The 23,509-nt window shown below is 57.7% G+C and carries 21 protein-coding genes and 1 pseudogene; 5 read left to right on the forward strand and 17 right to left on the reverse strand.

All coding sequences use genetic code 11. From position 1 onward, the window contains the following. Positions 1 to 3 precede the first annotated feature (3 nt). Positions 4 to 1,035: a hypothetical protein gene (locus ADG881_RS04465; RefSeq protein ID WP_007151006.1), complete on the reverse strand. Its 1,032-nt coding sequence runs from the start codon at positions 1,033 to 1,035 to the stop codon at positions 4 to 6. A gap of 217 nt (positions 1,036 to 1,252) precedes the next feature. On the opposite strand from ADG881_RS04465, the gene ADG881_RS04470 reads away from it, so the two are divergent. Both ADG881_RS04470 and mscK read left to right on the forward strand, forming a co-directional pair. Beyond that, positions 1,253 to 1,915 (forward strand): tRNA/rRNA methyltransferase, encoded by a 663-nt coding sequence (locus ADG881_RS04470; protein ID WP_007150056.1) that lies wholly within the window; start codon positions 1,253 to 1,255, stop codon positions 1,913 to 1,915. 112 nt (positions 1,916 to 2,027) lie between these two features. Further along, the gene (mscK, locus tag ADG881_RS04475; RefSeq protein ID WP_007149225.1) at positions 2,028 to 5,387 is read left to right on the forward strand and encodes a mechanosensitive channel MscK; all 3,360 of its coding nucleotides are present in this window, start codon (positions 2,028 to 2,030) and stop codon (positions 5,385 to 5,387) included. A gap of 169 nt (positions 5,388 to 5,556) precedes the next feature. On the opposite strand, the gene ADG881_RS04480 is transcribed toward mscK, so the two are convergent. The 5 genes from ADG881_RS04480 to ADG881_RS04500 all read right to left on the reverse strand — a co-directional run bounded on the left by ADG881_RS04480 (position 5,557) and on the right by ADG881_RS04500 (position 8,607). Continuing rightward, positions 5,557 to 5,859 carry an antibiotic biosynthesis monooxygenase gene (locus ADG881_RS04480; protein WP_007150753.1) on the reverse strand — a complete coding sequence of 101 codons (303 nt, stop codon included), beginning with the start codon at positions 5,857 to 5,859 and terminating at the stop codon, positions 5,557 to 5,559. A 55-nt stretch (positions 5,860 to 5,914) separates the two neighbouring features. Beyond that, positions 5,915 to 6,292 (reverse strand): DoxX-like family protein, encoded by a 378-nt coding sequence (locus ADG881_RS04485; RefSeq protein WP_007148395.1) that lies wholly within the window; start codon positions 6,290 to 6,292, stop codon positions 5,915 to 5,917. 3 nt (positions 6,293 to 6,295) lie between these two features. Next, positions 6,296 to 6,733 carry a thiol-disulfide oxidoreductase DCC family protein gene (locus ADG881_RS04490; protein WP_039926121.1) on the reverse strand — a complete coding sequence of 146 codons (438 nt, stop codon included), beginning with the start codon at positions 6,731 to 6,733 and terminating at the stop codon, positions 6,296 to 6,298. A 213-nt stretch (positions 6,734 to 6,946) separates the two neighbouring features. Then, the gene (locus ADG881_RS04495; RefSeq protein WP_039926124.1) at positions 6,947 to 7,348 is read right to left on the reverse strand and encodes a rhodanese-like domain-containing protein; all 402 of its coding nucleotides are present in this window, start codon (positions 7,346 to 7,348) and stop codon (positions 6,947 to 6,949) included. A 353-nt stretch (positions 7,349 to 7,701) separates the two neighbouring features. Next, positions 7,702 to 8,607: an alpha/beta fold hydrolase gene (locus tag ADG881_RS04500; protein ID WP_007149999.1), complete on the reverse strand. Its 906-nt coding sequence runs from the start codon at positions 8,605 to 8,607 to the stop codon at positions 7,702 to 7,704. A 362-nt stretch (positions 8,608 to 8,969) separates the two neighbouring features. On the opposite strand from ADG881_RS04500, the gene trmY reads away from it, so the two are divergent. Then, on the forward strand, positions 8,970 to 9,572 hold the full coding sequence (gene trmY / locus ADG881_RS04505) for a tRNA (pseudouridine(54)-N(1))-methyltransferase TrmY (protein WP_039926125.1): 603 nt from the start codon (positions 8,970 to 8,972) through the stop codon (positions 9,570 to 9,572). A gap of 208 nt (positions 9,573 to 9,780) precedes the next feature. Here trmY and ADG881_RS04510 read toward each other — a convergent pair whose 3' ends face one another. After that, entirely contained in the window at positions 9,781 to 10,188 is a 408-nt protein-coding gene (locus tag ADG881_RS04510; protein ID WP_007149491.1) for an SMI1/KNR4 family protein, read from the reverse strand. A 36-nt stretch (positions 10,189 to 10,224) separates the two neighbouring features. After that, positions 10,225 to 11,343 (reverse strand): sterol desaturase family protein, encoded by a 1,119-nt coding sequence (locus tag ADG881_RS04515; protein ID WP_007149728.1) that lies wholly within the window; start codon positions 11,341 to 11,343, stop codon positions 10,225 to 10,227. Between the two features lie 336 nt (positions 11,344 to 11,679). Between ADG881_RS04515 and ADG881_RS04520 the strand changes: the two genes are divergently transcribed. Both ADG881_RS04520 and ADG881_RS04525 read left to right on the forward strand, forming a co-directional pair. Beyond that, positions 11,680 to 13,560 carry an ATP-binding cassette domain-containing protein gene (locus ADG881_RS04520; RefSeq protein WP_007149448.1) on the forward strand — a complete coding sequence of 627 codons (1,881 nt, stop codon included), beginning with the start codon at positions 11,680 to 11,682 and terminating at the stop codon, positions 13,558 to 13,560. A 56-nt stretch (positions 13,561 to 13,616) separates the two neighbouring features. After that, entirely contained in the window at positions 13,617 to 14,990 is a 1,374-nt protein-coding gene (locus ADG881_RS04525; protein WP_007150468.1) for a succinylglutamate desuccinylase/aspartoacylase family protein, read from the forward strand. A gap of 60 nt (positions 14,991 to 15,050) precedes the next feature. On the opposite strand, the gene ADG881_RS04530 is transcribed toward ADG881_RS04525, so the two are convergent. From ADG881_RS04530 to ADG881_RS17865, 9 genes and pseudogenes are all read right to left on the reverse strand, one after another. Beyond that, on the reverse strand, positions 15,051 to 15,395 hold the full coding sequence (locus tag ADG881_RS04530) for a helix-hairpin-helix domain-containing protein (RefSeq protein ID WP_007150004.1): 345 nt from the start codon (positions 15,393 to 15,395) through the stop codon (positions 15,051 to 15,053). Between the two features lie 98 nt (positions 15,396 to 15,493). Further along, positions 15,494 to 16,189, reverse strand: coding sequence for an orotidine-5'-phosphate decarboxylase (gene pyrF, locus ADG881_RS04535; protein WP_007150397.1), 696 nt, complete (start codon positions 16,187 to 16,189; stop codon positions 15,494 to 15,496). A 359-nt stretch (positions 16,190 to 16,548) separates the two neighbouring features. After that, complete coding sequence (gene lapB / locus ADG881_RS04540; RefSeq protein ID WP_007150041.1) at positions 16,549 to 17,718, reverse strand: lipopolysaccharide assembly protein LapB; 1,170 nt, start codon at positions 17,716 to 17,718, stop codon at positions 16,549 to 16,551. Further along, complete coding sequence (locus ADG881_RS04545; RefSeq protein ID WP_007148948.1) at positions 17,715 to 17,945, reverse strand: lipopolysaccharide assembly protein LapA domain-containing protein; 231 nt, start codon at positions 17,943 to 17,945, stop codon at positions 17,715 to 17,717. Before ADG881_RS04545 ends, lapB begins: the two co-directional genes overlap by 4 nt. 42 nt (positions 17,946 to 17,987) lie before the next feature. Further along, on the reverse strand, positions 17,988 to 18,338 hold the full coding sequence (ihfB, locus tag ADG881_RS04550; RefSeq protein ID WP_007149969.1) for an integration host factor subunit beta: 351 nt from the start codon (positions 18,336 to 18,338) through the stop codon (positions 17,988 to 17,990). 67 nt (positions 18,339 to 18,405) lie between these two features. After that, positions 18,406 to 20,086 (reverse strand): annotated as a pseudogene (gene rpsA / locus ADG881_RS04555) (30S ribosomal protein S1). Between the two features lie 175 nt (positions 20,087 to 20,261). Further along, positions 20,262 to 20,933, reverse strand: a complete 672-nt coding sequence (gene cmk / locus ADG881_RS04560) for a (d)CMP kinase (RefSeq protein ID WP_007148871.1) — start codon at positions 20,931 to 20,933, stop codon at positions 20,262 to 20,264. Beyond that, on the reverse strand, positions 20,930 to 23,188 hold the full coding sequence (locus ADG881_RS04565) for a bifunctional prephenate dehydrogenase/3-phosphoshikimate 1-carboxyvinyltransferase (protein WP_007149164.1): 2,259 nt from the start codon (positions 23,186 to 23,188) through the stop codon (positions 20,930 to 20,932). Before ADG881_RS04565 ends, cmk begins: the two co-directional genes overlap by 4 nt. Then, positions 23,181 to 23,402, reverse strand: coding sequence for a hypothetical protein (locus tag ADG881_RS17865; protein WP_007151320.1), 222 nt, complete (start codon positions 23,400 to 23,402; stop codon positions 23,181 to 23,183). The genes ADG881_RS04565 and ADG881_RS17865 overlap by 8 nt, the downstream gene beginning before the upstream one ends. Positions 23,403 to 23,509 lie beyond the last annotated feature (107 nt).

Raw genomic sequence — 23,509 nt, forward strand, 5'->3', positions numbered from 1 at the left:
TTATCAGGGATTAACCTTCACAGCGGCATGATTCAGCACATGCACCACCATGGCGATGGCATGGGGAATCACCACCTGTGCCACCTGTACCCGGTCCGAGTGGTCGGTGCTGGACAGCACGATCCCGCCGTTGCTGTAAGCCATGGCACCGCCTTGAGTCAGCAAGGGGCGAATGTCATTGCTGGCGGTAGCAAGCGGAGTGAAATCCGTCAGAGCCTGATCGACCAAAGCGGTGTTGTTCAGGTTCTCGCTGTCGTAGTAATCCGCCACCCAGGATTCCCAGCCACTGTGGTTCAGTGCCGAGGTAGTCCACACATGGTGCGGTTGCAGCAGGTCAGTGGTGTGCATCACGAAACCCAGGGTCTGGGCCGTGGGGTTGGCGAGGAACTGGCTGTACCAGTACTGGCCCAGGTTATCGATGGGCTGGAACGGCATTTCCTCGAAGTCATCGTACATGGACTTGCTGGACGTACTGCCCTGACGATAGTTGGCTTCGGTCACACCGTAGGTGTTGTACTCAGTGTCATCGGCGCAGCTCCAGAAGCACCAGCCGGTCATGCCCCCGTTACCATCGTCCATGTAGTCACCCACCAGCCAGGTCGCCGCGATGTTATCGATATCGCCCCAAACGGTGAGCAGGTCGTAGTTATAACCGCCCAGGTCGTTGCCGTGAACATCAGAGCCACGGGTATGGTTCTGGAAATGCCAGTAGGAAGTGTAGTTCACCAGGGAGGCCCCGGCATTGAAGACCGGCGCATACACGCAGTCCCCGGTGACCGCGCCACACAGGTAGGTATCCTGGAAATCGTCCACGTCGTAGGCACCCTGCCCAATCACTTCCGCAAACTGGTCCATGCTGTAGCCGGCCGCGTTGACCCAACTCTTCAGGCGGTTGTACTCCGTGGTCGTCGGGTGCGCCTTCATGTAGTTAACCGCATCAATGGCAATGCGTTTGTGGGTGATTTGCTGAAACGCCTGGGCAGGCGATGACAGAACAGCTGCGGCCAGCAGGCCGGTGAGTGCGAGCTTCTTCATGGGGGTCCCCTCCCGTTATTGTGGTTATGTAACTTTTTGTGTTTATTGATCAAACAATAAACAACCCGGCATACCAACCCAAGGGCTCAGACGGACAAAACATGGACATTTCCTGACAGGCCGCGCCCTGCTCGCCTTCCCTTTTCGGCTCCTCTCCATGCCCGCCCCTCGTATAGAATGGGCACCTGCACACCCTGCCATGAAGAAGTGACAATACATGGACATCGTTTTTGTTCTGGTGGAACCCGCCCGCGGGGAAAACATCGGCGCCGCTGCCCGCGCCATAAAAACCATGGGTTTCAAAGAGTTGCGACTGGTTAATCCGGGCGACATGCGCGCCGCCCAGTGGGTCGCACACCACAGCAACGACGTGCTGGAGCAGGCCGTGATCGTGGACACCCTGGATCAGGCGCTGGCCGATGTGGACCTGAGCATTGCCTGTACCGCCCGGCACCGCCTGCAGAAAGACCGTTATGTGGATGCGGATCGTTGCGCCGAACTGGTCGCTGGCAAGGGAAACAGCGTGCAGCGGGTCGCCATCGTCTTCGGCCGGGAAGCCAGCGGCCTGACCGGCGACGAAGTGGCCCGCTGCGACCTGGCCAGCAGCATCCCGCTGGCGCAGGCACAACCGTCACTGAACCTGGGCCAGGCCGTGATGGTCTATGCATGGGAATTGCGCAAACGGCCGGCGACAGTGCAGCCCGAAGCGGACCCAACCACCTTCGGCCACACCCGCCAGGCCCTGCATCAACTTCTGGCGGCACTACAGATACAGCCGACCGAAAACCTCCACCAATGGGTGGACGAACTGCTGCCCCTGGCCAGTGACCGGGAACTGGGACTGGTTCGCCAGCTGCTGCGCCGCATCAAGCGACTGTAACGCCGCGAATGCCCTGACAAGCCGCTCTTCAACACAGCACACGCCACCGGGAAAGCAATAAACGCAACCCTGTGATACAAAGACAACAACACTTTTCTGGAGCCTCGTTGTTATGGATCGACGACTGCCTGTCGCACTGCTGATATTGCTACCCGTTCTCGCCATCGCGCAGCCTGGCAGTTTTTCCCTGCCCGGCGTTGGCGACCTGCAAAAGCAGCTCACGGAAACCAGTGATAAAAAATCTGACGGCACGGACAATCCCGACAAAAAACAGCTCAAGGAGACCCTGAAATTCCGTCAGGAGATCGACAGCAACCAGGAAAAAATCAAGGAACTGAAAACCTTTTCCCGGCAGGCTGCCAGCCAACGCACACGCCTCAACGCCGAACTCACACGTCTGCGCCAGGAGCGGGACACCGACTGGGAAAAACACTACGCATCCAAAAATCTGGACGCTCTGGTGAAAGCCCTGGTCAGTGAGCTGGATGCCCTGGAAGCCAACCAGGAAGACCTGGCTGACGCCAACAGCGACCTGACCCGTGCCCAGACCCTGCCGGAACAGGCCCAGAACGTGATCAGCAAAGCCATGGACCGGCTGGACGTCATTCGCACCCGCCTCAACCAGGGCGTGGATGAAGAAGGCGAAGCCTTGTCCGAATTACAAACGGGCACCTTGAACACGGAGATGAAAGCCCTGGAGTCGCGCATCGAGCGCTACAACCAGGAGCTGGCCATCGTCGACAAGCAGCAGGACATCGCCCGCCTGAGACAACAAAGCGACAAACAGCATCAGCTCATCATCGAAGCAAAACTGGACGCCCTGCAGCCACTCATCAATGAGCGCCGCCTGAATCAGCTGGAGGAAACCGCCAATTCCCCGGAAACCGATCTCCCGCAAAGCGTGCTGGACCACCCCCAGGTCCAGAAAGCCATGGACAAGAACCGGGCCCTACGTGAACAACTGGCTGGTGCCAGCGAAAGTGTAAACAGCCTGCTGCGTGAAGCGGTCAACACCAAGACCGAACTGGACAAGGCACGTTCATTATCCTCCACCGTCAACGACCAGATTCGCATGCTCGATGGCAGCTTGCTGCTGTCGCGCATTCTTTACGAGCAGCAAAAAAGCCTGCCCCAGGATCAGGGCGAACTGAATCTGGACAAGGATATTTCTGACGCGCGCCTCAGCCAGTTCGATATCGAACGGGCCATGCAGGATCTGGATGACGCCCCCCTGCCCTCACAGACCCAGGCGGACAAACCCCTGAGCCCGGCACTGGAGCAGGCCTTTTCCATCCTCCGCGAAGAGCGCCTGGCCATTTACGACCAACTGGACCAGGAACTGAGCCGCCAGCTGGCCATCCTCACTCGTACCCAGCTCAGCCATGAACAGCTGCGCAAAATTACCCGCAGCCTGCACAACACCATTTCCGAACAAACCTTCTGGATGCCCAGCAACCAGCCCCTGAGCTTTGAATGGCTTGGCAAACTGCCAAAAGAACTGATGGAACAGGTTAAAACCATGCCCTGGGGCGACCTGTGGGAGGGAACCGGCAATCTGTTCAGCCGCAAATGGGTCTGGCTGATCGGACTGCTCATCCCGGCAGCGCTGCTGATGGTGGTACGCAGCAAGCTCAAAACCCGCATCGACGAAATGAACAAGGATGTAGGGTACCTGCGCCGTGACAGCCAGGCGCACACCCCCCTGAGCCTGCTGTACACCTTTCTTATTGCGGCACCTGTCCCGCTTTTCCTTGGCCTGCTGGCCGCCGGCTTGTGGGTGCAGCCTGGCACATTCACCAGCGTCATGGGCGCTGCCGTGGCCCAGATTGCCTTGCTATGGCTGGTATTCGAAGTGCTCTACCGCCTGCTTAAAACCAATGGCATCGCCCAGCGCCATTTCCGCTGGAGCATGGAATACAACCATCAAATGCGGCGACGCCTGCTGGTAACCGGCCTGGCGCTCATCCCCCTTACCTTCCTGGTGGCGTTTGGTGACCAGTGGCCAGCACAGCTCAGTAATGACCGGCTCGGACTGGTAATCATGATGGCATCCATGATCACCATCATGGTGAGCCTGCCCTGGGTGGCGCAGTCCTACCCCGGCCGTCATTACAGCCGCACCATGAGGACCCTGGCCACCGGCCTGTGCATTCTTGCCCCGCTCACCCTGATCGTGCTCACCGGCGTGGGTTACTACTACACCTCGGTACGCCTCACCGGGCACATGATCTACAGCCTCTACCTGATCGCACTGTGGATCGTTCTGGATGCCACCGCCGTGCGCGGCCTCGCCGTGGCAGCCCAGCGGCTTTCCTACAAACGGGCCGTGGCACAGCGCGAAGCCGAACAGAAAGAAGACACCAGCAGCGCCGAAGCCGTGGAAGTGGAAGAACCGCAACTGGACCTGAAACAGGTCAACCAGCAGTCCCTGCGCCTGATCCGCCTGGCGCTGGTGGCCGCAATCGGCCTGCTGGTGTATTGGGTCTGGGCAGACGTACTGCATGCCTTCGCCTATACCGACAACATCGTGCTGTGGGAAACCGCCGAAGGGGCCGGCCAGGCCGCCACCACCTCCCCCATCAGCCTTGGCGACGTGATTGCCTCGCTGGTCATCGGTGCCGTGACCTTCCTGTTGGCCAGCAACCTGCCGGGCCTGCTGGAAGTGCTGGTGCTGTCACGCATGGATCTGCGCCAGGGCACCAGCTACGCCACCACCACCTTGCTCTCCTACGTGATTGTCGCCAGCGGTATCATGCTGACGCTTGGCGCGCTGGGCCTGAGCTGGGACAAGATGCAATGGCTGGTGGCGGCACTGGGCGTCGGGCTGGGTTTCGGCCTGCAGGAAATCTTTGCCAACTTTATCTCCGGTATCATCCTGCTGTTCGAGCGCCCGATTCGCATCGGTGACGTGATTACCATCAACAACCTGGATGGCACCGTCAGCCGCATTCGCATCCGTGCCACCACCTTGATTGATTTCGACCGCAAGGAAATCCTGGTCCCCAACAAGGTGTTCGTCACCGAACGGCTGATCAACTGGTCCCTCTCCGACACCGTAACCCGGATCATCCTCAAGGTGGGCTTTGCCTACGGCTCCGATTTGCAGAAATGCCGCGACATTCTGCTGCAGGCCGCAAAAGAGAACCGCCGCGTACTACGTGACCCGGAACCTGTCGTACTGTTTATGGGCTTTGGTGCCAGTACCCTGGACCATGAACTGCGCGTCCACGTGGATGACATCAACGACCGCCTGGCCGCCACCGACGAGCTGAACCGCCACATCGACGCCCTCTGCCATGAGCACAACGTGGAAATCGCCTTCAGCCAACTGGACATCCATATCCGCAATGGCAACGGCGACCAGCTGAATCTGGAAACACATTCGGCAGAAGAGGAAGGTAATGGGGACGACAACACTCGACCGCCAGAAGCCAACGACGGCGAGTCCAACGAAAGCAGCGATCCGCGCTAACCACCGCAGGAGCGTCGCTGGCGGCGCGATAGAGCAACCGTGACGAGTCGCGGGCAGCGAGTTTCGAAAATCAAAATCTGGACGTTGGGAAAGTCAGGTTTTCGCTTCTCGTTCCTCGTTTCTCGCAACTCGATTGGGTAACCGCAACGCGCCTACGGGGAGCCTGGGCTTACAGCACCACCTCAAAACACTCCAGCTGCGGCGGCCCCAGGTAAATATCCTTGCGGGCGCCGGCATTGGCGTGGGCCTTTCGGAACGCATCCGACCTGGTCCAGCCTTCAAACGCTTCACGGGATTCCCAGGTGGCGTGGGACGAAAACAGCGTGTACTCCTCGGTGCTTGCCCCCTGCAGCAGATTGAAACTCTTGAAGCCCGGCACCTCTTGCAGAAAAGTATCCCGGCCTTTCCAGATAGCGATAAAGTCCTGCTCGCAGCCGGGTTTGATCTTGAAGCGGTTCATTGCAATAAACATCGTCGTCTCGGAGTCATTTTTGGTGTGATCGGTTGTCGCACTGTCTGCGCGCACGTCAGCCTCCGGATTCCATCACACGCAGCTCGGCAAGCGCAATGACCGCCAGTGAACAGACCGCGAGATTAACCGTGGTTGAATTAAATGCAGATACGGTAAACGCAGGCACCACAAAAAGAGTGAAAGCGAACAGCCCGAACAAGGCCGCAATAGTGATGACATAAGGCCAGCGCTGGCGGTAAAAGACCCACACCATCAACCCGAGCACCACTTCCATCCCACCCCCCACATAAGAAAGCAGGTGCGCCTGTGCCTCATTCAGGCCAAGCGCCATATTCATGCGCAGCTCATCCGCATGGGGCCCCAGCAGCTTCGGTACAATGCCCTGATAAAGCCAGATAAAGGCGATGGAAAAACGGCAGACCTGAAGATTCATCACCTACTTCGCCCCCAGAAAACGGTCTGCGTGGTCCGGCGAAGGAAGCACGCAGGCATCGTATTTACCAAAAAGACGGTAGCGATTGCGCGCCATACGGTCGTACAGCCAGTCACGTATGCCACGCGGGCATATCAGCGCGACCGCCGCCAGTGGCCACGGAAAAGGAAGCCCCCTAAGCACCCGAATAATGGCGGTAGAACGCACATAAAACGCGCCTTTCTCCACCAGCACCAACGTATCAAATTCCTCAAGCGGCAAACCGCACCAGGCCAGAATCGCACGCCCTTCATCAGACTGCACAGTAGCCAGCTTATATCGGCGGCGAGCATCAAAACGCACCAGAAACCGTGCCCAGTAGCTGCACAGCACGCAAACACCATCAAACAGGATCACACGATCCGCTTCATTCATACCCGGTGGTCGTTCGTTGGTGTGCATTGAATTTCTCCTGAACTCAGGCTATCGAGGAAAAGGCCAATCTTCCCATTTCCCTGCTGAAGCCAAGTAACGGGAAACGAGAGGTTTGACTGCGGATACGCTGCACGGTTATGAGAAGATGTCCACTAAAGGGGGTGGGCTTGGCAGAGCACGCGACGAAAGAAAAGTCTCTCCCCAATGCTTTCATAAGAAAAACAACCTCGATCAAGAACACTATATTTTCTTTTTAACGGGAACGGTTTTCCCTCCCGATTCAACCCATGCTCCATACCCACCGGAAATGTGAGCGACATTGTTCAACCCCATCTCTTTTAACGTAGCGGCTGCCAGTGCCGACCGCCAACTGGAGCGGCAAAAAAGGATAAACTTCTTATCTTCAGCAAAGACAGGCTTAAAATATGGACTATCAGGATCCACCCAAAACTCGAGCATACCGCGCGGGGCATGTATTGCGCCTGGAATAGTACCTTCTTTGTTAAGCTCTCTGACATCACGAATATCGACGAATTGAACATCTGAATTTCCAACAAGAGCTTTTGTTTCTTCCAAGGACAGCGTTTCTATTTTTTCTGACGCTTCAGAAACGAGCTGCTTTGATGATTTTTTCAATGCCATTTCATTACTCCTGGATAGCTTTACCTGGGCTTTTGATGCCTAACGCTCTAAAAATGAAAAAGACAGTTTACCTACATATTGAGAAACAAAAAAATCCATCCACCCCGATACCCCAAAATGAAACCGCTCCTTACAATCTCTTTGACAATTTTAACAAGCCAGACGGCCACAGATAATACCTCGCACAATTACCAGCTCTTGCCTCCTTCCGACCAGCCATTAGGATCAGGCCTTGCCTTTTGCTACTTGGGGACCAGGGCAAGATCTGACCCCAAATTCGTCACTCAAAACACTCCCGTTACTGCGGCCCCAGGTAAATGTCCTTGCGCGCCTTGCCTGGCGCACCAATGTCATCACCGGATTTCGCTTGTTATCTGGTTGTCTCCTAACCATTCTTTAACGGAAGAGACGACTTCGCTTGTGCGGTCCTTTCCAGAAGGATCATGAAACTTGTGATCAAGTCCCTTAACCGTGCGAAATTCGACGTTATTCCTGTTTTTCATCAGCATCCTCGCTTGATCATAAGCCAGCTTTGGCGAAACACTCTTATCCAGTTCGGACTGAATAATCAACAAAGGGGCGCTGACACTCAGCAACAGTTCAGTCTGATCTGCAGCCAACATACTCTTCCACCAACGAAAACCGTGCCCACTCATCACAAAAGTCATACTCTCGGAACTTTCGATGGCTCCTTTAAATTCCAGAAACCCCTGTGTTGCCTGTTCAAATGCTTCCGGTGGAAGATCAACGCTCATGCTATAAAAAACGTCATCAACGAAAAATCGGCCTCCGCCATTAAGAGTGATAACCGCACTCACCTTATCACTCCGGGAAGCAACCATTGCTGCAACCAGTGCCCCCTCACTCCCCCCCAGAAGAATAATGTTGTCATATTCAAGTTGCTCATCTAACCATGACATCACTTGCAGATAGTCGTCCGCCCGCTGTCTCGGAGAATCATGCTCATAATACGATGCCGGACACTCCGGACTGTCACCCGAACCGTTCCAGGGAACCGACCGGGTAAGGGCATATTTTTCCACCGTAAGAACATCCGCATCACCGATCACAGCGGCAAAGCGGTCATTAATCACCTTGCTGTGTACCACACTATTGCAATCCGATCCCTGCATCAGCACCAGCAGATGCCGACCTCCTTTCTTGTCCAGATAGAAAGTGATTGTAGACCCATCCGGCCGCATTAAAGGTACTCCCTCTTCTGCAAACCCGTACTGAATGGCAAACAGCAAAAACGCCATGATTATCGCGAGAGTTCTATACATGAGTCATTTACCTGGGAAGCGTTAGGCCAGCTTTTTTATTTTCATCCAGGGCACAAGCACACCCTGAATTTTCTTCCTTCGATTCCCACAACCTTAGGAAAGTTCAATCAGGAGGCCATCAGACTTGAGTGTGTTATCAACCCTAAAAAGAATAGAAATTCTGAAGAGTAAGGAGCGCCCCTGTTCAATTCGTGCATTCAGCGTATTGGTATTGCCCGTTCCGGATTATGCGGAACGTTCCGCTGAAAACGAGCGACGCGTGCAACTTTACGATCTTGCGATCACGTTAGAGCCTCCTGTGATGTACAATCTTTCCACATTTTTCTGAGCCACTGACCATGCGAACCTTCGTTCTCCGGGCCCGCGCGGCCTCCACTAACAGCCAGACTCTACTCGCCAACGTGGGCGGGGATGCCCATAGCGAGATTCTGGCGCATACGTTGATGAATGCGATTTTTGTGGCCCAGTCGCATCGAGACGATGCGGTAGTGCATCTGGTGCTGGAAAGCACCCAGGACTATTCCCGCACCATCACCTTTGTGGCGGCGGAGATGCGGGATATTGGCGGATTTCATGAGCAGGCGCTGCTGGCCAAGGTGGTGCGGGCGCTGGATGCTTCTGCCGGCATGGGCAAGGAACAGATGAAAGCCGTGGAGAGCGGAATTACCGTGCGCACGCAGAGCTTTGAAAAGCTGGTGAAGGAGCTGGCTGAGGATGGGCATCAGCTGTACATGATGGACCCCAAGGGAGAGAGCATCCGCGAGCTCACCTTTGCCGAGAAACCCTGTTTTCTGCTCACTGATCACATTCCCATGCCGAAGAAGAGCTTCAACAGCCTGAAGCGACTGGGCACGGAGAAGATCAGCCTGGGACCGACCATGCTGTTTGCGTCGCAATGCGTGGTGTTGATTAATAATGAGCTCGATTTGGCGGGGGTATAGTACTGGGTTGAGAAGCGAGTGACGAGTTTCGAGTTGCGAAAGACAAAACAGAACGGGTTTCGGGTTCTGGGGTTCGAAACTCGCTTCTCGTAACTCGAAACGGCTTTTCCTCGCTGTCGCTCGGTTCGCGCCTCAAGATGCGCTCCTACAGCGGCTACGTCAGGTCGGTTTAGGGTTTAGCTATTAATTATTCATTATTAACTATTAATTAACTCTCTAACCACACTTCCCGCGCCCATTGCCAGATGCTGCCCCACACCTCGTCTTCGTTGATGCCGCTACCCGGCTCCCACAGCACCACTTCCCCTTCCTGGGACATGGCGTAGATGCCGTTGCCGGCTTCGCAAACGGGAATCAAATAGCGAGGCAGGCCCTGGTCCCAGGCGTTGGCGGCCATTTCCGGGAGGAAATTGTGGGCGTAGTCGTCCATCACCGTGGCTGGCTCCAGGCTGCCACAGACGATGTCGCTGGCGTTAAGCAGGAACTCCTTGTAATCCCCCGGCAGTGAAATCAGCAGCTGCTCTTCAATTTCCACCAACCGGTCTTCGTCTGGCAGTTCCAGAGCCACCAGACCACCGTCATGGCGCTCACGCAGCATGTCTATCACGTCATCCATAAATTCATCTTTGAGGGTTGCGATGGGAATGCATATTCAGCCCCGGCGGAACGGGAACAGGAACTGTTTGACCACCCCTTCCGGCACTTGGGTGCTGGCACGGGTGCCGTACTCGGCGGCCAGGCGATCCGGCATGATCAGGGTGCCGAACAGTTTATCGTAGATGGGCAGGAAGGCGGCGTAGTTTTTGTCTACGGCTTCGTCTTCCGAGGAATGGTGCCAGTGATGAAATTCCGGGGTCGCGATCAGCCAGCGCACGCCCGGGAACCGGAAACGGACATTGGCGTGGATAAAAATGGCGTGGAACGACACGAACACCAGATAGGCATACACCGCCGAGGGTGAGAAGCCGAGAATAAAGATCGGCAGATAGCCAATAAAACGGTTGGCGATAATTTCCACCACATGCAGCCGTGAGGAGGCTAACCAGTCCATCTGGGTGGTGGAATGGTGCACGGCGTGGAATTTCCATAGCCAGGGCACTTCATGGAAGGCCCGGTGAATCCAGTAGCTGCCCAGATCGATCACAATCAGAATTTCAATGAACTGCAGCCACAGGGGCTGGCTGGCGATGGCCTGCTGGAAGCCGATATCCACCTTGTCGTGCAGCAACACCTGAATAGGGATGATGGTGAAGAAGCTGATCAGCTGCAGGGCCACATGGCTGAACAGGAAGTACTTCATGTCCGTCACCCAGCCACCGCGCAGGGTCTTCTGTTCCCGGTTCTTCGGGTAGGCGCGCTCCAGCGGAATAAAGACCAGCCCCAGCACCAGCAGTGTCAGGATAAAATAATCCAGGCCGGCATACAGGCTGCGGCCATCCACCGGTGGCACATCCAGGCGCCCGGAACCGATTAGCGCAGCCATGCAGGCCAGCACCATGCCGATGATGCCGTAACGCCGTTCCTGGTGACGAAACACGCTGAAAAACCCGCAGGTAAACCCGATACCGATGCCGATAAACAGCAGTAGCCGCAAGATCTCGGCATTATAGAACGCCCTGAATTCAGGCGTGGTAAACAGTTCCGGATAAAGAAAACAGAAACTTCCCAGCAGCGCCAAAAAACCCAGTCCGATGGAGATCGTCGCCGTGATCTTGCCCTGCCCCGGCGTCAGATCCACCTCTTCGTAGCGTTCGCGCAGAAATTCCGACATTACCCCTCCCTTCCTTGTTCTTTCTTGTCCTGTGGCGGCCCTGCCGCCAGCCTTTCTTTACCAGACCATGCTGCAGCGGCCTGGCGCCAAGTACCAGTACACGCCCGTAACAAGCTGCTACACTGCGCGTTCAATTAGATAGACGCTGCACGCAACACGCGACCCGCTTCAACCGGGACAGGCCGTACTTATCCGGCCCCCATTCTCCCTGCTTAAAGGCCCGGGCGCGAGGCACTGACTCTCACCTCTTGCCATTGTCTCGTTCGCCCGGTGTTGTTGGGTTTGAAGGCTGAGGGTTGCGTGATGCGCGTTTCATGACGCCTGGATTTATAAAGTATGCCACTGATTACCCTTCGCGACATTCAACTCAGCTATGGCCAACAACCGCTGCTGGACCACGTCAACCTGTCCATCGACGTGGGTGAGCGCCTGTGTCTGATCGGCCGTAACGGGGCGGGCAAGTCCACCCTGATGAAGGTCATCGCCGAAGAAATTCAGGCCGATGACGGTCAGATCGAGAAGACCCAGGGGCTGAGTGTGGCCCGGCTGGAACAGGAAGTGCCCGATGACCAGGAGCACAGCGTGCACTTCATGGTGGCCGAAGGGCTGGGGGAGCAAGGCGCCCTGCTCAGCGAACACGCCGAGCTGGTACACCATCTGGGCGACGGGGACGACAAGATACTGGCCCGCTTCGAAGAGCTGAGCACCGAGATCGAGGCCCGCGGTGCCTGGCAGCTGTCCCAGCGGGTGGACACCGTGCTTTCCAAGCTCAATCTGGATGGTGACATGTCTTTCGCCGGCCTTTCCGGCGGCATGAAGCGGCGCGTACTGCTGGCCCGTGCTCTGGTACAGGACCCGGACATCCTGCTGCTGGACGAGCCCACTAACCACCTGGACATGGAATCCATCCAGTGGCTGGAAGAGTTCCTGAAAAACTTTGGCACTACCCTGGTCTTTATTTCCCACGACAGGGCCTTCATTCGTTCACTGGCCACCCGCATCATCGAGCTGGATCGCGGCAAGCTGACCAGCTGGCCCGGCAGTTATGAAAAGTACCTGAGTGGCAAACAAGCGGCGCTGGATGCGGAAGAAAGAGCCAATGCCGAGTTCGACAAGAAACTGAGTCAGGAAGAAAAGTGGATTCGCCAGGGCATCAAGGCACGCCGCACCCGCAATGAAGGCCGGGTGCGTGCTCTGAAAGCCATGCGCGACGAATTTTCCCAGCGCCGCAGCCGCACCGGCACCGCCAGCCTGACCATCCAGAGCAGCGACAACTCCGGCAAGATCGTGGTGGAAGCCGACCAAATCAGCTATGCGGTGGGCGGCAAACAGATTGTCCGCGATTTTTCCGTGGCCCTGATGCGCGGCGACCGGGTGGGCATTCTGGGCCCGAACGGCTGTGGTAAATCCACCCTGATTCGCCTGCTGCTGGATCGCCTGGCTCCGGACAGCGGCACCGTAAAACAGGGTACCCAGCTGCAGGTGGCCTATTTCGACCAGCTGCGCGACACCCTGGACGAAGAAAAAAGCGTGATCGACAACGTGGCGGAAGGCTCCGATGTGATCAACCTGAATGGCCAGAACAAGCATGTGATCGGCTATCTGCAGGATTTCCTGTTCGACCCCGCCCGGGTTCGCCAGCCGGTGAAATCCCTGTCCGGCGGCGAGCGCAACCGTTTGCTGCTGGCCAAGCTGTTCACCAAGCCCTTCAACCTGCTGGTACTCGATGAGCCCACCAACGATCTGGATGCGGAAACCCTGGAACTCCTGGAGGAACAGCTGATCAACTACCAGGGCACCCTGCTGCTGGTCAGCCACGACCGTGAGTTCATCGACAATGTGGTGACCTCCACGCTGGTCTTCGAGCACGGTGAATTGAACAGCTATGTGGGCGGCTATCAGGACTGGTTACGCCAGCGTCCGGAACCGAAGCGGGAAAAAGCCGTCAAAGCCGCCAAGCCGGCAGCAGTAGCGGAAAAGCCTGCTCCTGCCCGCAAGAAGCTGTCATACAAGGATCAACGGGAACTGGAACAATTACCCGCTCGCATCGAACAGCTGGAAGCGGATCTGGACGCGGTACAGACACGCATGTCCGACCCGGATTTTTACAAGGGTGAGCCGGCTGATATCAGTGCTGCACAAGCCCGGCAAAGTGAGCTGGAGCAGCAACTGGAAGTGGCTTTCTCCCGCTGGGATGAGCTGGACCAACAGGGCTAGCGCGGGCGCGGTGCGCCGCGCCGGCCGTACGGAAAACGACACGCAAGGAGCCGTTTGTGCACAAACGCCTGTCATGGATAACCCTGGGCATCCTGTCATTGCTCACCGCCTTGGCTCAGCCCGTCTGGGCCACCGAAATGGAAGACGAAGAGCGAGCGCTGGAGCGGCAGCAGGAAACCGACGCTGACACGCCCAACAAGCCTCCTCACCGGGCGGACAGCAACCAGAGTGACGCAGACGAAGCGTCTGGTAACGCCGAGGCGGAGCCGGAAAAACCCTCCCCCCTGCCACTGCTGGGCCAGACAGTGGAACCCGGCACCTTTGCCACCCTGCACTGGACGCCGGATCAGTCCTTCGCGTCCATTGCCACGCCGGTGCCGGTACTGGTCGCCCACGGTGACAAACCCGGCCCCAAACTCTGCCTCACCGCCGCCATCCATGGCGATGAACTGAACGGCATCGAGATGGTCCGCCGCCTGATGTACGAACTGGAACCGGATCAGCTGGCTGGCACGGTGATTGGTGTGCCCATCGTCAACCTGGACGGTTTTCGCAGTGGTACTCGCTACCTGAGCGATCGCCGTGACCTGAACCGTTATTTCCCCGGCAACAAGGATGGCAGCGCGGCCAGTCGCGTGGCCCATTCCCTGTTTGGCAATATCGTCAGCCACTGCGACTATCTGGTCGATCTGCACACCGGCTCCCAGAAGCGGGTCAACCTGCCTCAGCTACGCGCGGATCTGGATAACCAGGACGTGGTCGCCTTCGCCAAGCACTTTGGCGGCATGACAGTGTTGCACAGCCCCGGTGTCAGCGGCATGCTCCGCGATGCGGCGGTTAAAGACGGCATCGTCGCCGTGACCATGGAAGCCGGTGGCCCCAACCGGCTGGAAACCCAGGCAGTGAACTATGGCGTGCAGGCCATTGAAACCCTGCTGGAAAACCTGGAGATGCGTAAGGCCAGCCGTTTCTGGAGCGCTCCACAGCCGGTGTTCTTCGAATCAGAATGGATTCGTGCCAGCCAGGGCGGGATTCTGCTCTCCGAGGTGAAACTCAACGACAAGGTGAAAAAGGGCCAGATCCTCGGCACCGTCACCGACCCGATCAGCAATACGGGCAGCGCCATTATCGCCCCCTACAACGGGCGAGTGCTGGGCATGGCGGTTAACCAGGTGGTCCACGCCGGCTTTGCGGCCTTCCGCATCGGTGAAGAGAAGAGCACCGAGGAAGTGGAAGCCCAGGCAGAAAAAGCCAGCAAGGAAAAAGAAAGCAAAGGAGAGAAAGGCGGGAAAGCGGAAAACCCGGAGGAAAACGGCGAGCCTGTGCCTGTGCCTCCCAAGGCGCCGCGACCTGAACGGGACGTGGATCGTGTCGACGACCTCAGTGTTATCGACCATCAGGATGATGAAGACAACGAACCTCACCCCTGATTCTCTCGCTGAATCGCTGCGCGGGATAGATTTCCCGCGCAGCAATCAGCCCCTGGCGTGCTATTGCACCACGATCTGGTCGCGCATTTTCGCCAGTGTTTTCTCCCCGATACCCTTGATCGCCAGCAGCTGATCCGGGCTGGTAAAGCCGCCCTGGCTATCCCGAAAATCGATGATCGCCTGGGCCGTTTTCGGGCCAACCCCGTGCAGTGTTTCCAGTTCGGCCATATCGGCAGTATTCAAATTGACGGCACGGTTCTCTGCCTTCGCCCCAGCCGCCTTGGCGGGTTCTGCGGCGGCGGTTTTGACAGCGTCTGTGCCAGGGGCAGGCTGCAGTTCGACGGCAGCGGCGGGCATTACCAGGGCCATCAGCAGAGGCAGAATCGCAACGTAACAGGGTTTCATATGAGATCTCCGTATTCTTTATTCTGAATGGAAATCTCACTTTAAGGAGGCATAAATACTGCTGTTATCCGCCAGCCACAAACGGTGTTGTAAGCAGATTAGGCCAGACTTTGTAATATAGCGTCGACTACATCCGTAGGTGTGGCGGACTGGGTGATGGGCCGGCCGATTACCATATAGTCCACACCCGCATCACGAGCCTGTACCGGTGTAAGCACCCGACGCTGATCTCCCGCGTCTGACCCTTCCGGTCGAATCCCCGGGGTCACCAGTTCAAAGGCCGATCCGCAGGCCTGTTTCAGCATTACCGCTTCCTGGGCAGAACAGACCACGCCATCCATGCCTGACGCCTTGGCCAGCTCTGCCAGGCGCTGCACCTGTACCTTGGGCACATCCACCACACCCACCTGCTGCAGATCGCTGTCATCCATGCTGGTCAACACAGTCACGGCAATCAGGTGTGGACGCTGGGCGCGATTGGCAATGGCATTGGCCGCGCCTTCCATCATCCGCTGGCCACCACTGGCGTGCACGTTCACCATCCACACGCCCATGTCCGCCGCGGCCGCCACAGCGCCTGCCACGGTATTGGGGATGTCGTGGAATTTCAGGTCCAGAAATACCTCAAAGCCCAGCTTGTGTAGCGATTCCACCACCGCCGGGCCACTGCGGGTAAAAATTTCCTTGCCCACCTTTACCCGCACCTTGGCCGGATCCAGTTGCTTTGCCATGGCCAGAGCCTGGGCTGCATCGGGATAGTCCAGAGCGACAATAACGGGGCTGGAAATAGGCATGGCAGAGATCCTGGGTGATGGTAGGCGGAGCTATGGTAGGCGCTGGGATAACCGGGTTCAAGAATTGCCATTGGCAAGCGTTAATCGTCCTGCGAGCGGTTTTTGTAGGAGCACCACTTGAGGTGCGAACCTGAGCGTAGCGAGGCCGAAGGGAGGCCATTCTTTAGAGGCCCGTAGAGCCCGGAAATGCCTGATCGCCCTGCGGTCGATTCCGTGCTTCGCACGGTTCGTCCCTCAAGCGGAATCCTACAGCCGCTTCGTAGAAATGCCGAGGAAATCAGTGCCTTTAGGCCTATATACCAATCCAATCCAGCCTAGCTTGTCGCTCACAGCTGATAGCTCATGGCTCACAGCTGCTTCTAGACTTCCTTCACCACCGGCTTGATGGTGCCCCAGCGTTTGCAGCTTGGGCAGCGCCATTGCATCAATGGGGTTTCAAAACCACAGCGGCGGCACTTGTAGAGGCTCTTGTCGCTCAGCAGCTTCTCCGACACCTGCTTGAGCATGTCCAGATGCTCACGGGCTTCACCCTCGGCGGTGCTGGCCAGGCTCATATCGATGATGCGGTTGAGCCCCCGCACAGACGGGTTGGCCTTCATGTATTCACGGATAAAGTCCGCCGCTTCCTTGTCGCCATAGCGCTCTTTCAACGTTTCAGAGAGCAACAGAATACGCGTGGTGCTGGGTTTCTCTGCACTGTAATCGGCCAGCATCTGGATGAAATCTTCTTCCTTTTCCTGATGCTGAAAACACTCTCGCAGGCGCTCCAGCGTTTCATCAAAGAAGTCGCTGTCCTGGTTCCAGACCCGCTGAAAGGCATCAATCGCGGCGCCCCAGTTGGATTCCTCCATTTCCAGGTCACCTTCCGCCAGGCTGGCGCGCACGCACTGGTTATCGAATGACAACGCCCGGCGCAGCATGCGGCGGGCCGGATTGGTGTCGCCGTCCCGACGCAGGGTTTCCGCCTGCTCACAGCAGAACTGGGCCAACACCGGCGCCAGGTTCGCACGGTTCTTGAGCAGGCGCTCACCCATGCTGATAGCGTTGACCCAGTCACGCTCCTGTTCGTACAAGCCCATCAACTGTTCGCACACTTCATCCTTGGCCTGGCAATCCTGGTCCAGCATTTCCAGCAGTACCTGTTCGGCCAGATCAAAGATGCCGCTGGCCAGATAATCCTGTGCCAGCTCCAGCTGAATTTCTTCCTGTACCGGCCGACCATAGTCGCCATGTTCAAGCAGATGAGTATGCAACTGCGCGGCACGGTCAAACTCGCCCCGCTTGCGAAACAGCTTGCCCAAGGCCAGGTGGGTTTCCAGCCCTTCTTCACTCACGTCCAGGCTGTTGAGCAAGGCCTCAATGCCCTTGTCAGGCTCTTCATTGAGGAAGAAGTTGATACCGGCCACATAGTCCTTGGACAGGGATGCCATACGGCGGCGCTGGCGACGCTTGCTTTCGCGTCGCCCCATGAAAAAACCGGCAGAAATGGCCACAAAAAACAGCGGAATCAGCCACAACGATTCGCTCATGAAAACAGGCCCTTGATGCCACGCAGGCCAACCCCGGCCAGCAGGCCCAGCAGCAAGCCGATGGCCAGCACGGAGACTACCAGCACACCCAGTGAGACCTGCCACTGCCAGGCATCTACCAAGAGATCGATCATCACCAGATCACGATTGCTGGTAACAAAGAGGAAGGCGACAAGAAAAATGGCCACAACGGCCAGAATTACCAGAATCCGGTAAAGGTTTCGCATCGGGAACGTCCTTTTCTGGCCAGGCTCGAAAGCCGGGCAACACTAACTGGCGGCAGCTTGATTGCCGTCACTGCCGTTATTATCAACATCTTCGCCTGAGTCTGTCAGCGATTCATTGACACGCTCACGGAGCTCTTTGCCAGGTTTGAAGTGAGGAACGTATTTACCGTGCAGCTCGACGCTGGCACCGGTTTTGGGATTGCGACCCACGCGGGGGGCGCGGAAATGGAGGGAAAAACTGCCGAAGCCGCGAATTTCAATGCGACCACCGCCGGCCAGGGAATCGGCCATTTGCTCGATCAAGGTCTTGACTGCCAGCTCCACATCCTTGGGGGACAGCTGCGCTTGCCGGTCGGCAATGCGCTCAATCAGTTCTGACTTGGTTAATGCCATTACAGCTTACTCCCTGGGCTCCCAGCCCAGTGGGGCCGGCGCGATGCCGGCCCCCGGGAGGAGCCGTTTATGACTCGTTGCTGCTTTCCATTTGCTTCTTGATCAAGTCGCCAATGGTCTTCGGAGCGTTAGCGTCTTGCTGCTCCTGATGGCCTTCGACGGCTTCACGCTCATCAGCCTGATCCTTGGACTTGATGGACAAGCTAAGAACACGGTTCTTGCGATCAACGTTGGTGATTTTGGCTTCCACCTCGTCACCGACCTTGAGAACCTCGGTCGCATCGTTAACGCGATCACGGCTGATTTCGCTGGCACGCAGGGTACCTTCAACGTTCTCAGCCAGCTCAACAGTGGCCGCTTTCGCGTCGACTGCTTTCACTACGCCCTTAACAATTGCGCCCTTATCGTTAGCAGCAACATACTGAGCAAACGGATCATCTGTCAACTGCTTGATACCCAAGGAAATTCTTTCGCGCTCTGCGTCGATAGAAAGTACCACGGTTTCCAGCTCATCGCCCTTGTTGAAGTTACGCACGGCGTCTTCGCCCTGCTCTTCCCAGGAAATGTCGGACAGGTGCACCAGACCATCGATACCGCCTTCCAGGCCGATGAAGATGCCGAAGTCAGTGATGGACTTGATTTTGCCGCTGATGCGCTCGCCTTTCTGGTACTTCTGCTCGAAGGCATCCCACGGGTTGGACTGACACTGCTTGATACCCAGGGAGATACGACGACGGTCTTCGTCGATGTCCAGGATCATCACTTCCACTTCGTCGCCAATCTCTACAACCTTGGACGGGTGGATGTTCTTGTTGGTCCAATCCATTTCGGAAACGTGAACCAGGCCTTCCACACCTTCTTCGATTTCGGCAAAGCAGCCGTAATCGGTCAGGTTGGTTACCTTGGCTTTCACGCGGGTACCTTCCGGGTACTTGCCCACGATATCGTGCCACGGATCTTCGCCCAGCTGCTTGAGACCCAGGGAGACACGCATCTTCTCGCGGTCGAACTTGAGTACCTTGACGTCGATTTCCTGGCCAACTTCCACGATCTCGCTCGGGTGCTTGATACGCTTCCAGGCCATGTCGGTGATGTGCAGCAGGCCGTCGATGCCACCCAGGTCCACGAACGCACCGTAGTCGGTCAGGTTCTTCACGATACCTTTGACTTCCATGCCTTCCTGCAGGGATTCCAGCAGCTGCTCGCGCTCTGCGCTGTGCTCTGCTTCCATCACCGCACGACGGGAAACCACCACGTTGTTACGCTTGGGATCGAGTTTGATGACCTTGAAGTCCAGCTCTTTGCCTTCCAGGTGCGCAACATCGCGAACCGGACGGATATCAACCAGAGAGCCGGGCAGGAAGGCGCGGATCGGGCCGATGTCGACAGTGAAGCCACCCTTCACCTTGCCGGAAATCATACCTTTTACGATCTCGTCTTCGTCGAAAGCTTTTTCCAGCTCGCCCCAAACTTCGGCGCGCTTGGCTTTTTCACGGGACAGACGGGTGAAGCCCATACCATCATCGATGGCGTCTACAGCAACATCGACTTCGTCGCTTCAACGATTTCCAGCTCGCTGCCTCGCTGAGGAATTCTTCACGGGCAATAATGCCTTCGGATTTCAGGCCTGCGTTAACGGTTACCCAGTCGCTATCGATGGATACAACGGTACCCTTGATAATGGAGCCACGGGCAACGTCCAGGTCCTTTAGGCTTTCTTCAAAGAGATCAGCAAAAGATTCAGTCATGAAATTCACTCAAGTTTTCGCACATGCCAACCAGCAGACATGGGTTAGTCAATAGATGAGACCCGCCCTTCCCCAGCTGGCTTACTTTTTCAGGGTTGAGCAGATCGGCCGCTTAACACAGAGTTGCCCCACGATGGCGGTCCACCGAAGGGCGCTAACGAAGTGTGTGCTACCGTTACGCCAACTGGCGTGCGGCAGCCTCATCAAGAATCCGGTTTACCACGTCATCAACCGTCATGGTGGTGGAATCGATCACCACGGCATCGTCTGCCGGGCGCAATGGCGCCACCTCACGGTTCATGTCACGGTCATCCCGGGTGCGGATGTCCTCGACGAGGGTCGCGAGGGTAGCACCAAAGCCCTTTTCCTTCAACTGCTCAAAGCGCCGTCTGGCGCGCTCTTCAGCGCTGGCAGTGAGGTAAATCTTGAGGGGAGCGGAGGTAAACACCACAGTGCCCATGTCACGGCCATCCGCCACCAGCCCGGGAGACTCGGCAAAAGCCCGCTGACGGGCCAATAAGGCGTCACGCACAGGCTGCAGCACGGCCACCTGGCTGGCCAGCTCGCCGACACTTTCCTGGCGAATGATATTGGACACATCCTCACCAGCAAGAATCACCGCGGTATTGCCTTGCTGCTCCACAAACCGCACCGGCAAATCCTCCGCGAGAGCGATCAATGCAGGCTCGTCATCCAGCGCAACACCTTGATTTCGTGCATGATATCCAAGCACACGGTACAAGGCACCGGAATCCAGCAGGTGCCAGCCCAGGCGAATTGCCACCAAGCGGGCCACGGTGCCCTTGCCGGAGGAAACCGGCCCGTCAATCGTCAAAATAGGGGTCATTTCACCTCCAGCTTCAGGCCTGCATGGGTCGCTAACTGGGCGAACCCGGGGAAGCTGGTGGCCACGTTGGCGCAATCATGAATGGTAATGGGGCCAGTGGCGCGCAGGGCGGCCATGGCAAAACTCATGGCGATGCGATGGTCACCATGGGACTGGACCTCACCGCCACCGAACTCACCCCCGGTGATGCGAATGCCGTCTTCGAACACCTCATGGCTCACGCCCAGCGCGGCCAGGCCATCGGCCATCACCTGGATGCGGTCGGATTCCTTCACGCGCAGCTCTTCCGCGCCGCGCAGGATTGTCTCGCCTTCGGCGCAGGCCGCAGCGATGAAGATCGCCGGAAACTCGTCGATGGCCAGCGGCACCAGTGCTTCGGGGATCTCGATTCCCTTGAGCGGCGCCGCCTTGACGACCAGGTCCGCCACCGGCTCGCCGCCGGCATCTCGCTGATTTTCCAGGCGAATATCCGCCCCCATTAGTTTGAGAATGTCGATCACGCCGGTGCGTGTGGGGTTGATGCCCACATGCGGCAAGGTCACTTCGCTGTCGGCCGCGATGGACGCCCCCACCAGGAAGAAGGCGGCGGAGGAAATATCCGCCGGCACTTCCAGCTTGCCGGCAGACAGTGTGCCACCGCCCGTCAGCGCACTGGTGGCGCCGTCACGGCGCACCTCATAGCCAAAACCGCCCAGCATCCGCTCGGTATGGTCCCGGGTGGGAGCCGGCTCGGTCACCGACGTTTCCCCATCGGCATACAAACCACCCAGCAACACGGCTGATTTCACCTGGGCGGACGCCATTGGCAGGTCGTAATGGAAGCCCTTGAGGGGCTGACCGCCACGAATACGCACCGGGGGACGCCCCTGCTCGCCCGTGGTGATTTGGGCGCCCATCTCCCGCAGCGGCTTGGCGACACGCTCCATGGGACGTTTGGACAGGGAGGCATCCCCGGTCAGCTCCACATCGAAAGCCTGGCCGGCCAGCAAGCCAGTCAGCAGGCGCATGGAGGTGCCCGAGTTGCCCATGTACAACGCTTTACCCGGTGCCTTGAGGCCATGCAACCCGACCCCGTGAATCGTCACCTGGCCGTTATGGGGGCCTTCAATCACCACCCCCATGTCGCGGAATGCCTGCAAGGTCGCCAGGGCATCCTCCCCTTCCAGGAAGCCTTCTACCTGGGTCACCCCTTCTGCCAGCGAACCGAGCATGATAGAACGGTGGGACATGGATTTATCGCCGGGCACGCGCAGGCGGCCCTGTAGCTGACCACCCGGTGTTACCACAAAAGTGGGATTCTGGGCGGCGTCATTACTGTCTGTCATGGTTACGTCGTCACCTGCACACTGAACATGGTGGGCGCGCGTATAGGAAGTGCGCCCGTTCATAGCCAAAAAATGGGCCCGGGCGGTGTTCGCCCGAGTCATGATGCCCATCAGGGCATCGGAATCTTCATTTTCCACCGCCTGGCGGAAGCGGCCGATGCCATCGCTGAACTGGTCCAGCGCCTGCAGCAAGGCCGCCTTGTTTTCACGAAAGATGTCGTGCCACATCACCGGATCGGAGCTGGCGATGCGGGTGAAGTCGCGAAAACCGCCGGCAGCATAGCGGAAGATCTCGGTGGAATCTCCCTGCCTGGCCAGCGTGTCCACCAGCGAGAACGCCAGCAGGTGCGGCAAATGGCTGGTTTCCGCCAGGACCTGGTCGTGGTAATCCGGCGACATCTGCAGCACTTCCGCGCCCATGGCCGTCCAGATGGCCCGCACTTTGGCGGTGGCCGCCGGGTCGGTGGCATCAGTGGGCGTCAGGATCACCCGGTGATCGCGATACAACTGCGCATCGGCGGCGGTCACACCGCTTTTCTCCTTGCCGGCAATGGGATGGCCGGGCACAAACCGGGAGAAATGTTCCCCTAACGCTTCACGGGCGGCCGTAACCACGTTGCCCTTCACGCTGCCGCCGTCGGTGACGATGGCCGTGCCGGACAGGCCCGGTTTCAAAGCCGCCAGCACCTTCCCCATGGCCGACACGGGGGTGGAAACGAACACCAGATCGGCCCCGTCCACGGCCTCGGCAAGATCCTGACTGCCCTCGTCGACCACGCCCAAAGCGATGCCCTGTTCCAGGGTCCGCTCGGAGCGGGAACCGGCCACGATGGAACGGGCCAGGCCGTTTTCGCGCGCGGCCGCTGCGAAGGAGCCACCAATCAGCCCCAGGCCAATGACGGCAATGCGATTAAAAATTGGGTCAGACATTCGAGCGCCCACCTTCCTCTGTAGGACTGCGATCCACCCCAAGCCGGTGCAATTCCTCAGCGGCTAAAACCTCCGCATACAACGTGGCGGCTTCCGCACCATCGCGCACCAGGCGCGACAAACGACCGCCCCGAAACGAACGACCGCCACTGCCGATAAAGTAAATGGCTTCAAGAACACTGGTCTTGCCGCTGCCATTATCCCCCAGGATCACTTCAGGGACGGGGACAAATCCACCTCTGCGCTGCCGTAATTACGGAAATCGCTCAATTGAAGGCGGCTAAGCATCAGGGGAACAACAGCAAGGGAAAAGGAGAGGGG

Origin of the sequence: Alcanivorax sp. DG881 (genome assembly GCF_000155615.1) — a bacterium.
GTDB lineage: Bacteria > Pseudomonadota > Gammaproteobacteria > Pseudomonadales > Alcanivoracaceae > Alcanivorax.